Below are 14,523 nucleotides of genomic sequence, written 5' to 3' on the forward strand. Positions count from 1 at the left end.
TCATTTCATGCTATTTTTTAATTAGTTTAATAAATTTTGGCTTTTTTGAGTTTATTTTTACGAAGTATATGCCGTTGGGTTTGTTAGCTATATCCAATCTCACTTTTCCAGCGTTCACCTTAATCGTGCTTGCACTTATCATCTGAGAATGAATATTATATACCGCTAAATCTACTTGATCTATGCCACTAGGTATATTTAGTTCAAATATACCGCTGGACGGGTTTGGATAGGCCTTAACACTATCAAACAGATTTATCGTTTTTGACATTTCTCCTTGGCAAGCTTCATTACTCTTTATTTGAATTAGATCACCATCCCGAACATCTACGGAAAAGGTAGTTTGATTGGTTTGTAAAACAGCTTCTCCATTCTTAATAACTGTGTAGGGAGCCGTTCCGGAAGCTACATTTATTTCTGCCGATTGTTTGCTCTTTACACTTATTTTTGCACTGAGTGACTCGGCTTCGACTATTTCTACTTGGTAACAGTGCTGAAAATTTTTCCCAACAACATCAATACACAAACTATAAATACCTGGAGCTAAACTTTCTATGGTTTTGCTTTTTGTAAATTCATAATCCACACCATCAATTGTGGCTACATATTCATGGGACGCCGCACCATTTATAACCAATTTTCCATTGTCCATCCCCGTGCAAGTTTCTCCAATAGCTTCAATGGTAAAATTATTAGGTAATGTTGGGTCTGTGGGCTCAATATCTAAATCAATAATTTGCAAGTATAGAGGTTGGGCATTGCCCGTTTTGTTTTCCATTAAATAATAGTAAACCTTACCATCATCAATATGTACCACGCCATGGTCAAATGTTTTGCCCGATGTTGCTTCGTATATTCTTGTAAAGTTATTAGTGCCTCCTTCGGTTTTTTCCACAAAAACCCTTCCATTCTGCAGGCCTATCATATATACATCATTACCAGATGTGTACAACGCTGAACCTCCAGAAAAATCTTCTGAGGTAATAAAATCTCCCTCTCCTGACGGTTGATACGTGTGCAAATACTTCGTTACATTGTTTTCATTGTCTTTCACTCGGCTTATAAAATGTACATCTCCATTGGCGGTTACAGTCCAATCAAAATCACCTACTATATGCACTTTGCTTGTTTGCGTTGTTGCCACATAATCTCCGGGTTCCATAACTTTTATAAAATCCGCATCATTTAGAGGTAGTGCAAAAGACTCTCCTTTATAATTTTTCCAACCAGTTGCACCACTTGGATCATCTGAGTAGGCATAATAAATTCCGTTTTGATATTGATATTTATCATCATTATTGGATAATCTACGTTGAAAACCTATACGTATTTTTCCATTTACATATTTAATATCACCATATAACCCCCAGTTGTATGTTATACCTGGTTGACTTTTAGCATTTAATCTATTAAAATCGATAAAATCCCCCCAAGTTCCAGACGTTGCATCATACTTGCTAAATTTATACATGCCATTGTTATTTCCGCCTTCTCGCATAAAAAACAGAAGATCTCCTTGGTCATTCAGAAAAAAGCTAGGATAGGTCAATGCTACAAATTCAGATTGCGCCACGCTTCCTGGTGTTCGCAAATGTTTGTAATCTCCATCCACTCCGTTGTCTTTAACAAATAGGCCCAATGTAAATTCATTATCTGACACGGTTGCAGCATTTGGAACCGAATAGGAATATCTAAAATAATCATTGGCTAAACTTCCATTAGATGGCCTAGATGCGCTATAGGCATGCATATCGTATAACATATGGATGGTTCCGTCTTTAGGGCTTATACCAACGGCGCATGTATTATGTGATTCGCCAATCCAATACTGGTTTTGATACCCGGTGTGCCTATGTGGAAATTCAATAGTAGCAACAACACCTGTTACTTTATTGTAGCGTGAAAGCATTAAATGGCGGTCTGCCTTCCCACCCCGATACCAAGTCAAAAACACGTAATTCCCAAAAGACTTTACAGCATCGCCATGAGCAGAAATATTGCGACCAAAAAAGTAATCGTAGGGTGCATTGTCTCCAGTATTTGATGCACCACCATTTACCTTGCTTCCATCGAAATGCAACCCAAAATTGGTAATCTTTATTTCATTCTCGAGAACGACTTGTGCACGAGAACAAAACGCACATAATAAAAAAAGGTATAATTGAAGCGGTTTAAACGCTCCAATTATACCACTAATGTAGTTCTTTTTCATTTTTAAGCAGTTTAATGTTTTTAGTTGACTTATAAAAGTAAAGTGATACCATGAAATCTATATACTGCTTTGCAGGGGTCAAACCCCATTTTAGTATAATATCGCAGTGTCACTCTAAGTAAAATACTTCTTCTAGAGGTATCGATACTGGTGAATTATCTGGATTTACCTCCATGATATCTGCCATAAAATCCCACCATTTTTTTACTATTTCATTATTAGCCAAATCTTGGGAGCCTCCTTTACCAGATACCTTTTGAAACGCAAAAAGTGTACTAGTTTCTTCATCTAAGAAAATAGAGTATTCACTCACACCACTTTCTTTAAGCAGTTGCTTTAACTCTGGCCAAATTTGATCATGCCTTTTTTTATAGGCTTCCTTTTGATCTTTATTCAATTTCATTTTAAATGCTAATCTTTGCATGTATGGCAGTTTAATTATTTATTAGTAAAAAAAACATTCCATCTTTATTCAAGACAGAATGTTTTAGAAAGAAATAATATTATGTATGAAAGCTGTTATTGCTTCACAAACTTTTTAGTGAAAGAACCTTTATCGCTACTCAGTTTAACTAAATACATTCCACTAGTTAAAGAACTAACATCAATATTTACTGATTCTGAGTTAATATCTCTACTCAAAACTTCCTTACCGAGTAAAGAAAACACAGAAAGGTGGTTTACATTGGCAGCAAGCCCTTTAACACTTAATTCATTGTTAACTGGGTTAGAAACAAAAATTGAACTTGTATCAAAGTCTGTAGTACTTAATGTAGAAACAAAGATTAATCGTAGTGCGTTAATTGAAAGTGGAACATTATTAGGATCCGCACCATCCCAAAAAATAACATCCTCTCCTGCAGCAGTTGGGACCAAACCATATCTTAAATTTCCTTGTCCTGGTGGTTTCGCGAACAACGCATTATTTCCAGCACCTGACCAACCTGTCGCTTTTCTTCTTTGAAACTGGTCATAACCGTAGTTTACATCACCTGTATCACTTATTGGAAGACCAGGTCTAGCTGTAATTCTAATTTGATCATCTGCTGGGGTTCCCCCATTAAAACTTGCTTGATCTACAACCATGGTAAAAGGACCAGCACCAAGACCAGAGAGGTCTGCTGTAATTTCTACATAACCACCTGAAGATGGCTCTCTATGCTCTTGTATAGTCCAAAGTTGTGTTGCATCAGCTGGTGAGGATGTTATTTCGGCAGCCCACTCTAACTGGCCTGTACCTCCATTAATGGTCATGTAAAGTTCTGGAGTCAACCCACAAGTAGCAATCTTATAAACACCAGCTTCTTGATATAGCTCAGGACATGGTTGAGCTTGTACTTGAAGTGCAAACATAAAAAATAGTAAGAATACACTAATTTTTAAAGTAATTTTTTTCATAAATAAAATAGTTTTAATTAGTTAATAATTATTTAATCTAAACTGTTATCAAGTTAGATTTCATAAACTTAATTCATTACAAAAATGTTTCTGTCCTGTTTTGTCGGGGTAAACATTGAATCTATTACCGCCAGTTATTTCAATATAAAATTTAGTTTAACCATCATCTCGATTACATTCTAAGCTTAGAATCGCTAGCAAACCTCTCTTCAAACTTTAAGGGTTATTAGCTATGTACTTTTCCATAATAGCTTTTACCTGTTCTACTGAGCCTTGCTTTAAACCTCCATTTGTAGCTCCGGTCATCCAGTAAAGTACCATTCCTGCATCTGAGCAATCCCATTTTCCTTTTTGAAATTTTACCACATCATCAATCTCTGCCATTTTACCCATTAGCCATACAAATTGCATACGATGGTCTGGGTGTATTTTTGCCCAGTCCCATTCTGCTTCGTCAACCTTTAAATTAATGTTTTGGTCGGGTATACGCACTTCTTCTACGCCAAAATCCAAAATATCCTGCCAAGTATAAAAATCGCCAGCATCATCATTTGCCGGGTGGTGGGTTACAACTTTTATAAATTGATGTTTTTCTTTTGGCGTAGCATCTAGGGCAAAACCAATAATATCGGGCTCGCCCGCTTCAATGATCCAAAGCGGATCGTTTTCTGAAGAAGCGTTTATGGCTTCGCATAAATCCTTAATCGTTTCATCAAGCTGCCATTTGGCATCAAAAAAAGTTAGGTTTTCAAAACCTCCCCAACGTCTGGCAGTTCCATCACAGGCCGTTTGCATCATGGCATGTCTTTCGTATTCGGCTGCTTCCGATATTCGATTTACACGCACCAAATCGCAACTATGTGAATAATGTACCAGTCTATCTTCTAATCCAGCGGCTCGAAGCAGTGCTATAGAAATAGCTGTACCGCCCAAATCATCTGGATCGGGAGAGTTGCCATCTGCTACTATGGCTATGCGTCCTTTAGGTGGTTTAATAATCGCTTGGGCTGTTACCAAAGTAGTTGTTAAGGTAGTAAGTAATAGTAAGGTTAATTTATTCATTTCTATTTTTTTTAATTCTTTTTGTTCTATTTCTCAAAAATGTATGTTGATGGCGCCTCTTGTAAGGCTTTCCCATGGCCCACAGGTGCAAAAACAAAACCCGCCCAACGCCCACGGGTCCATTCATTACCATCTGTAGCCACATGGACTTCAACGGTAATTTTATCGCCCGTTTTAAGCTTTACATTGTTCCAAAAACCATTGAATGCTTTTCCTTCTTCCCAAAGCATATGGGTTAAGGGCGGCTTATAAGTTCCTAACTCTTTGTTATTAATTAAAATGCGAAACGTTGAACGCCCATCGTTTTCACCAACACCAACAAAAATGACATCATATTTACCGCTTTCAAAATCAAAGGTTTTTGATGTCCTTGCCTGTTTGTATTTCTCTGGATTTATTGCCAACCAATTTTTACCGTTCTTGTAAAAGTTGGTTCCATCAATAGGAAACTCCTGTGAAGCTATAAATTTGTTTTCCGGAAGTTTTCGGGCAATGGTATTAAAATATGATAGTTCCGTTTTGGAATTATACGAACTAGGCAAGCTGCCTTCAGCCAATGCCATATTTGGCCCCTTATCAATAGGAACATAATTAACATTGGAGGTTAACACAAACTTATCGAACTCAAATCCATCTTCCCGCATGCTAAATTGCACATCATGAATACCGGGCTCTGGGACATCTAAATAAATCGCATATGGCACACCACAGTGCTCTTCTTTGGTACGTTGCTTGCTTTCCCACATCCAATATTTTTTCCCTTTACACCACTGCATGCGTTGCCCATGTTTTGGCCAAACCCCGTTAAGACCAACGTGAAGACCATTATCTTCACTCCCTGTGCTCATGGCGCGTACCCACACATAATAACGGCCTGGAGAATTGAATTTAATCTTATAGCTCACTACTGCCATTTGACCGGGTTCATTGGAAAAATTTTCTCCCTGAACTAACTTATCGGAATGCGCTACCCGGGTATCTGGCAGTATTTCGATGTAGCTACTGTTACTGGCATTTAGATAATGATTAGCATCTTCGTCCCGCCCCACAACAGCTATACTGTCTTTTGTTGTTCGGTACCATTGCCTAATTTCGGCATGGGTTTGTTGGTAAAAATACTCTGCTTCAACAGCTACAAGTCCATTTTTTTCTTCAAAAACAAGGTCTTGGGAAACTATGGGTTGGTTTAAATTAAATGTTTGCGCATTCAACATTAAACCTAACCATGGTAACAACAATAGTAAAGCAGCACCTTTTCTTTCTTTCATGAGGTTGTTATTTTACAGTCAACAAAACTGTTTTTAAATCCTCTGCTTTAGAAGACGCCCCAACCGATATTGTAAAAGTTCCTGGTTCAACGACCTTCTTCATATCTTGGTTCAAGATATTTAGCTCATCAAAACCTAATTTAAATCTAACCGTTTTTGTTTCACCGGGCTTTAATGTAATGCGTTCAAAGCCTTTTAACAGTTTGAGATAGCGGCCTACTGAAGCAAAATCGTCACGTACGTACATTTGTACAACCTCATCGCCTTCTACTTCTCCTGTATTGGTCACTTCAATTGAAACCGTTGTTGCTTCGCCAGCATTGATAACAGCATTTTCAAGCGTCGGTTCACCGTATTGAAAAGAGGTGTAGCTTAAGCCATAGCCAAATGGAAACAAAGGTGATTTATCACTAAATCGGTATTGCCCTTTTCCAGACCCAATAAAGTCCGGACGCTCCAAATACGTTACAGGCACTTGGCCTACATCGCGAGGAAAAGACATGGTTAGTTTACCACCCGGATTCACATCGCCAAAAAGTACATTGGCAACCGCATCGCCAGCTCTCATGCCTCCATACCACGTTTCAAGTACTGATGGTATCTTTTCAGCGATATAATTTATGCTCAATGGGCGACCATTAATTAAAACCACAATTACAGGTTTTCCTGTTTTATGAATGGCTTCCACCAACTCATTTTGGACACCGTATAAATCAAGATCGGCACGATCGCCACCTTCTCCACAAGTTTTATGAGAACTACCCACGACTAAAACAACAGCATCCGATTTTTTTGCTGCAGATATAGCCTCAGGAAATCCTTCTTTTGAAAAACTATCGATATCACAGCCTTTGGCGTAGTTTATCTTTACGTTATCGCCCACTTTTTTCTTTAATCCATCTAATACCGAAACATAATATGGTGGCAATCCAGAATAACCTCCTAATAGTTTATAGGTTCCTTTTTCAGGTCTTTCTTCGTGGGCGTTGGGCCCAATAACGGCCAAAGATTTTATTTTTGATACATCAAGCGGTAAGAGATTGTTATCATTCTTTAACATGATAATAGATTTTTCTGCAATTTCCAATGCAAACTCACGATGTTCATCGTTACCAGCTTCTACAGTTTCCGTGTCAATCTCTTTAGGCTCTATATCGAATAGGCCTAATTTATATTTCGCGGTTAAGTTACGTGATACGGCTTTGTCTATGTATTTTACCAATGAAGGGTCTTGCATTACGGTATCCTTCAAAATATTGGTATGATACGTTGCCAGATCAACGTTTTTCCCAATTACTAAGTCCATATCAACCCCTGCTTTTAATCCTAAGATAGCGGCTTCAGTTCTGTTTTCAGCAATAAAATGCATGGTTTCCAGTCTGCCAACATCGTTATTATCAGAAACTATAAAACCATCAAAACCTAGCTCGTCTCTTAAAATATCCTTTAACAACCAGGTATTCATATGACAAGGCACGCCGTTAAAATCTTGATGACCTGGCATCACACAGCCTACGCCTGCTTCCTTTACTGCGGCCTCGAATGGAGGAAGGTAAACCTCTCGTAAGCGACGCTCAGACATATCGCTGAACCCGCCATTTATACCACGACGGTTTTCGGGGTATCCAACAAAATGTTTTGCCGTTGCAATAACATGATTTTCATCAAATTGTTCCTCTCCTGTACCCTGCAATCCTTCAATAAAGGCTACCCCCATTCGCGAAACCAAATAAGGGTCCTCTCCATAAGATTCTTCAACACGACCATAACGCGCATCTCCTGCGTAAACATCTAAATTAGGAGAGTAACAATGGGTAACCCCTAAAGCGCGAGCCTCCAGTGCTGTTTGAGACGCCATTTTTTTTATGAGCTCAGGCTCCCAAGTTGAAGCACAAGCTACCGCTTGTGGATAAACTGTTGTATTACCATAATAATCAAGAACAAGCCATAAGCCGTGCAATGCTTCACCGTATTTCATAACAGGAATACCCAATCGCTCATTGGCAGGAGCATCTTGCGTCATTTCGGCAATTTTCTCCTCTAAGGTCATTTGGCTTAATAATGCAGCTACCTTTTTTTCTATCTCTGCCTCTTTTTTTGTTTTTAATTGTTCGCTATCTGTTTGTGCATAAACATTTATCAATGCAGCAAACATCAAACCGGCTAACCATAACTTTTTCATTGGACTTTATATATTAATTATTCAAAATTTCGAATTCCAGGAACTATTTTTACTTGTAAGTTGGCCTTATCCTGAGGCCACTTTAGAACTGTTAATTTTTGGGTATGAACATCCCAAATAAAATCTGTTGGACTTGCGTTTTCAGGACATTTATAGGTTTCTAAACCTACATTTTTCAATGGGTTATAGTACAACACCAAATCATCGTTTACAATAACCGAAAAACCATCCGGATAATGCCTGTTGGCTCCCACGAAAATAGTAGACGCTCCTTTGCTATTATCGGTTTCAACATTCAAGTTTAGTGTTCGAGTGGCATGATTGAACATAAAATTTTCTATCGTTCCGGCTATAACCTGCGGGTATGGTCTAGCAATAACATCGGTTATATACTTACGTTCTACCGTTCCAGCATCAGTACTATCACTAAAAATAGCCCAAGTAGAAGGACCGCCCGGGAGGAAGTTTTGCATACTTCGATTTCCCAAAAACCATGCCTTTATTGACCCTACACCCATTTGGTCGAAAACCTCTGCCGTTTTAATGTAGAGTTCTCTGTATTTTAATTGCCCCAACCTACCACTAATTAAAGTATCTGTTTTTGCAAATGTAGGAAAGCCCCATTCGCCTATAAGTATTGGAGCATTTAACAAATCAGACTCTTTATCGAACCGATCCATTACAGGTTTTACTAAATCTATGTTATCTTGATATATATGGGGAGCAAAAATCACATTTTCACGTTTTATAGGAGCAGTAATTTCGGCATACTGGTTATTATCAATGGCTTCGCCTTTATTCATAAATATAGATTGGATGAGTATTTTTTTATTCGCATCAATCTTTTGGCTTTCATCAATAATTTTTTGATACAACGGAATCAGGTATTTTTCGGTGAGTTTATTATATGAAATATCCATAGTAAGTTTTCGCGGTTCGTTCACCACATCATATCCTACCACAGCATTATTATTTGCATAGCGCTTCCAAATGACTTTCCAAGCATCAATATAGGTATCATACTCGTTATTTTTATTCAACCAAAACTCCTCCCATACAAATTTTTTGATACCATAAACCGTCATTTTGAAAACAGTTTTTATACCATGATTTCTCCCTAAAGCAACAAGGGTATCTAGTTTTTTTAAATAATTGGGCTCTAGCTTTCCTCCTGGAAATTCACTGAGTTTACCAAGTTCTAAACGTATAACTTGATAGTTCGCCCCCATTCTAACCATACGGGCATAGTCGTCGCTATTAAAAAACACTTCACCTTTATGGTCGTTAGTATTAACCACGAAGCCCCTAGGTATTATATGCCTACCTTGCCCATCCCTTAAACCATGCTTAATCTGGGCTTTTAAGGCCAACGGCAAGATAAAGGCTATAATTACAAACTTTATAACTTGTTTTTTTAGGATCATTTAACAGGTAAAAACTTTATTATATGTAATAAGCATTAAGGCCGAAATAAAATTATTTCGACCTTAATACAAGTAACTGACTTTAACAAACACTATTATCTATATCCGTTATTGGTTGGATCCGATTCCAATAATGCTGGATTATTTATAATTTCTTGCAATGGAATTGGCAATTTAACATGCCAAGGTTGAATATTGTTTGCTGGGTCCCAGAAACGATATTCTAAATTTTCCACTACATCAAACAAAATACCCCATCGAATTAAATCATATCTTCTCCAAGCCTCACCAGCTAATTCCCATTTACGCTCGTCATAGATTGCTTCTCTAAATTGTTGCTGACTTAAGCCTAAAATTGCTTCAGCTTCTGGAACGGTAGCATAAGCACGTTCTCTAATTTGCCTAATATACTCGAAAGCATCATTTGGATTACCACCAGGACGCTCATTCTCACATTCAGCAGCCATCAAATGCACATCAGCCATACGGAATACTAATCGGTTGTCAGAATGGTTGAAACGTGGTGACGTTGCCAAGTTCAAATTCATAAACTTTGGCATATAGGTATGATTTAGTTGAATACCTTCATACATATCATTAACATTTAGAGGCCTTCTTAAATCATTCATAGGAAACTTTTCAGCAAAATCTTTTGATGCTATTTGTAAACCAGTACCATTAAACGACTCTCCATTAGCAGCTAAAGCAGCCTTCAAAGGTTCTAAATCTTCAGCATTTTTAGGTTCATCCCTTAAACGCGGATTAAACATACTTGGTCTCCAGTTTCCATTGGAATCTCTTGCAAAATTAGGTAAGTTCCCATCAGCATCTTGAACACCAAGTTCGAACTGGCCTATAATGTCTTTGGCAAAATCTAACGACCAAATAATTTCTGCATTATATTCATTATTTGGGTCAAAAACCTCAGCATAAGTTGGTAGTAATGCATGTGGCGATTGATTAATAATCTCTAGACATTTATCCAGACCTTCTTGCCATTTTTGCTGCTGCATAAGAATTTTTGCCTCAATTAATGCAGCGGCCCACTTTGAAGCTCTTCCAGCAGCATCACCAGTATATTCATCTTTTAGATTTGCTTGTGCAAATTCTAAATCATCTAAGATACCTTCTATTATTATTGCTTCATCTGTTCTTCCTAAGACAACAGCTTCTTCAAGTGCAAGTTCTTCAGTATAATATGGTGCATCACCCCAAAGGTTAGTAATATGCCAATAACATAATGCTCTAACAAATCTAGCATCTGCAATAAAATCTGTTTTATCTTCTTCTGAAATCACCTCATTAACAGAAACTCTATTAATTAAAATATTTACATTTTTTATTACTCTATATAAATCTTTCCAAGTGTCAGATACACTCATTTTTTGAGTGGATACATCTGCTGATGCTTCGGTAAGGGAATAGTTTCCCATTGGTTCAAAGAAACCAGCTTGTCTATTAGGCTCTATAATATCGGCTCCGTTATCATAAAATACATCTAATCCAACTTGTCCGTAAATAGAATTATTCTTTAAAATAGCATAATATCCTGTTCTAAATGCCTCAACCTCACTTTTAGATGCTAAAAATGTATCTGATAAGATAATGGCTCTCGGGTCTTCTTCTAAAAACTTCTCACATGAAAAACATGAGATAATCATGAAGATGTATAAAAATATATTCTTTGTTTTCATATCTATTTTTTTTTAAAATGTTACGTTAAGGCCAAGTGTTATAACACGTGGGTTTGGATATGAACCATTATGATACCCTTGGGCTATATTACCAATTCCATCTCTCCCAAACCTACTGGCTTCGGGATCAATCAATCTAAAATCAGAGAATAATAATAAATTATTTCCTGAAAAATAAATAGAGGCATTCTTAATCCCATCTAATCCCCAATCTTTAACCGGTACATTGTAAGCTAACCTTAATGTTTTAAGACGTATGTGCGAACCATCTTCCACGTATTCAGAGTTTGGAGGTGTACCTGTTACAGTATCTTGTCCAGCTCTTGGAATATCAGATGTTTCATTAACACCTTCTATCCAGCGGTCAGCTAAATCAGCATATTTAGTGGTTTCGCCTCGGTTAAAATAATTATTACGCATGGTTAAATTGAATACTTCATTTCCTGTAGTTCCTTGAAAGTAAAATGATAAATCCCAATTTTTGTAAGAAAAATTGTTTTCAAATCCAAATATTAAGTCTGGAGTTGGATCTCCTAGCACCACATAATCATCTTGTGAAATTCTACCGTCTGGTACTCCATTTGGTCCACTTATATCTTCAAATCTTGCACCTCCCACAATGGCGTTATCAAGAAAACCTGATGCATCAATTTCTTCTTGGCTTTTCCAAGTTCCTAAATATCTAACACCTGTATATACTGGAACAGGTTGACCAACGATTAAACGTGTATTACCAGAACCTAAAATCTCATCAACGGTAACATCGATAAAATCTACATCTCCTAAATCTAATATTTTGTTTCTGTTAGCAGATAATGTTACTGTAGACCCCCAAGTAAAGTCTCCTTTATTTATGTTAGTTGAATTTATCAATAACTCCCAACCTTTATTCTCCAAAGATCCAATATTTTGTAATTGACTTGAGAAACCTGATTGTCTAGGAATTGTTACATCTAATAACAAATCTTCTGTTTTCTTATAATAATAATTTAGCTCTGTAAATACTTTCCCTCCAAAAAGTGAAGCTTCTAAAGCAATATCAAAAGAACTTGTGGTTTCCCATTTTAAATTAGGGTTGGCAGGTCTACCAATTGTTATTCCTGGTATTTCAGATCCTCCAAAAGTTGTATTAGCCTCTGTTAAGGCACTTAATGTTCTATACTCTTCAATGGCCTGATTACCAGATTTACCCCAACTTGCTCTTAATTTCAAATCTTGAAACACATTTTGATTTTGCATAAAAGACTCTTCTGAAATTTTCCAAGCACCTGCTATAGAAGGATAAAACTCATATTTATTTCCTGGAGCAAAACGAGAACTACCATCTGTTCTACCTACTAAAGTTAATAGGTATTTATCTTTAAAAGCGTAGTTTATCCTTCCGAAAAAAGAGGCAATTTGGAATCCACTAAAATCACTAGAAACTAGAGACCTAGCAGGATTAGAAAACCCTAAATTATTAAAACCAGTAGCATCACTATAAATACCTAAGGCTTCTGCAAAAGTTGTTTCTGTCTCTACTTTTTGAAAAGAAGCTCCAGCAAGTGTTGTTATACTATGATCTTCATTTACATCGAATTGGTACTGGATTGTATTTTCATTATTCCAACCATTAGTAGCTATTGTTTCTACACTTGCAAAACCTCCATTAAGTACATCTATTGCAAGATTACTTGGTGATTGACTGGAAAAAAATCTATTTTGCTTAGAATTGTTGATTTCTGGACTAAAAGTTGAACGAATAATTAAATTCTCTATTGGGCTATACTCTAAGTATACTGTTGCTAACAAATTATTGCTATACGTCTCATTTGTATTCAAATCTATAGCAGCTAAAGGGTTATTAAATGGAGCTCCAACAACTTCATTAAATCCATTATAAGATCCATCATCATTAAATATAGGCTGTGAGGGAAGTGTACCAAAAGCATCTCCAAAACCAACAACACCATTATCTTGCTTAATTCTAGAATAATTCACTCTAAAACCTGCCTTTATTTTTTCACTTAATTTATAGTCTAAATTAGACCTAAAAATAAATTTTTCAATACCAGAGCTTCTTATGATACCTTCTTGATTAAAATAACTCAAAGAATTATAGTAGTTTACGTTATCTGTTGCTCCTGAAATAGAAACATCTGCACTATGTATTGGTGCAGTACGCATTAAAAGATCAAACCAATCATTATCTGGGTAAGTTGATGGATCGTTTGGAAACGGTTCTGTTACCCCTCTAAATCTAGCACTTTCGTTAGTATACTCTATTTGCTCCCTCTGAGAAAGCATATCTGGTAATTCTGGAACGCTTTGTAAACTTGTGTAAAGATTTACACTTACTTCTGGCTTACCTGCTCCTGCACCTTTACCATTTTTAGTAGTTACCAACACCACACCATTTGCTCCTCTAGATCCATAGATGGCAATAGAAGAAGCATCCTTTAAGATTTCAATAGATTTGATATCATTACTATTAATGTTGTTTAAGTTAAAGTTAGTACCAACTACAATACCATCTATAACCCATAGCGGCTCATTACTACCTGTTATGGAGTTTCCCCCTCTTACCCTTATAACTGTCCCAGCACCTGGAGCACCGTTTACTTGAGTCACCTGCACCCCAGAGGCCCTACCCTGTAAGGCTTGATCCACCCTAGAAACTGGCACAGCGGTTAAATCTTCTGAACTCACTGAAGACACCGACCCTGTTAAATCTGATTTTCGTTGCGTACCGTATCCAATTACAACTACTTCATCAAGTTTATTGTCTTCAACTAAGGTAACGTTAATTTGTGTTTGGTTGCCCACGGTAACCTCTTTAGTAGAATACCCTACATAGGAAATGGACAACACAGCCTGAGGCCCTGCTTCAATGGTAAAGTTACCGTCAAAATCGGTTGTTGTACCCTTAGATGTTCCTTTAATAATTACAGCTGCTCCCGGCAATGGCTGCCCATCAGCAACAACTGTGCCCGATACGGTTTGAGCTTTTGCCATGGCTATACACGACATAATCAAAACCGCACACATCCAAGTTTTCATGTAACCTGAAAGTGGTTCTAGTTTAGTTTTTAAATTCATAAATATTTAGTTTGTTGATTTATATTTTTTAAATTTAAGGAGCGTAGTATACTTGCCTGTCCTGTTTTGTAGGGTTCAGTTTATAAAAATGTGCTCAGCCAATAACCTAAACAAGAACAAGTTTAAGTGAACCCTAAAAGAAAAAACTGTATCTCATGGTAGCCTTAACTATTATTTAGGGTTAATTAAGGAATATATTCAACCA

The 14,523-nt window shown here is 37.0% G+C and carries 9 protein-coding genes; all 9 read right to left on the reverse strand.

Annotation, left to right across the window (positions count from 1 at the left end; genetic code table 11):
• Positions 1-10: 10 nt before the first annotated feature.
• The gene (locus ABI125_11970; protein ID XCF05439.1) at positions 11-2,212 is read right to left on the reverse strand and encodes a BNR-4 repeat-containing protein; all 2,202 of its coding nucleotides are present in this window, start codon (positions 2,210-2,212) and stop codon (positions 11-13) included.
• 109 nt (positions 2,213-2,321) lie between these two features.
• Positions 2,322-2,636, reverse strand: coding sequence for an L-rhamnose mutarotase (gene rhaM / locus ABI125_11975; protein ID XCF05440.1), 315 nt, complete (start codon positions 2,634-2,636; stop codon positions 2,322-2,324).
• A 95-nt stretch (positions 2,637-2,731) separates the two neighbouring features.
• Positions 2,732-3,610: a T9SS type A sorting domain-containing protein gene (locus ABI125_11980; GenBank protein ID XCF05441.1), complete on the reverse strand. Its 879-nt coding sequence runs from the start codon at positions 3,608-3,610 to the stop codon at positions 2,732-2,734.
• A gap of 216 nt (positions 3,611-3,826) precedes the next feature.
• Positions 3,827-4,672: a hypothetical protein gene (locus ABI125_11985; GenBank protein ID XCF05442.1), complete on the reverse strand. Its 846-nt coding sequence runs from the start codon at positions 4,670-4,672 to the stop codon at positions 3,827-3,829.
• Between the two features lie 26 nt (positions 4,673-4,698).
• Positions 4,699-5,940, reverse strand: a complete 1,242-nt coding sequence (locus ABI125_11990) for a hypothetical protein (protein ID XCF05443.1) — start codon at positions 5,938-5,940, stop codon at positions 4,699-4,701.
• 7 nt (positions 5,941-5,947) lie between these two features.
• A complete protein-coding gene (locus ABI125_11995; protein ID XCF05444.1) occupies positions 5,948-8,122 on the reverse strand; it encodes a beta-xylosidase in 2,175 nt (724 codons plus the stop codon).
• A gap of 17 nt (positions 8,123-8,139) precedes the next feature.
• A complete protein-coding gene (locus ABI125_12000) occupies positions 8,140-9,546 on the reverse strand; it encodes a cellulase family glycosylhydrolase (protein XCF05445.1) in 1,407 nt (468 codons plus the stop codon).
• 95 nt (positions 9,547-9,641) lie between these two features.
• Positions 9,642-11,240 (reverse strand): RagB/SusD family nutrient uptake outer membrane protein, encoded by a 1,599-nt coding sequence (locus ABI125_12005; GenBank protein XCF05446.1) that lies wholly within the window; start codon positions 11,238-11,240, stop codon positions 9,642-9,644.
• A gap of 12 nt (positions 11,241-11,252) precedes the next feature.
• On the reverse strand, positions 11,253-14,318 hold the full coding sequence (locus tag ABI125_12010) for a TonB-dependent receptor (protein XCF05447.1): 3,066 nt from the start codon (positions 14,316-14,318) through the stop codon (positions 11,253-11,255).
• Positions 14,319-14,523: the final 205 nt, after the last annotated feature.

Origin of the sequence: Tamlana crocina (genome assembly GCA_040429635.1) — a bacterium.
Classification (GTDB): Bacteria; Bacteroidota; Bacteroidia; order Flavobacteriales; family Flavobacteriaceae; genus Flavisericum; species Flavisericum crocinum.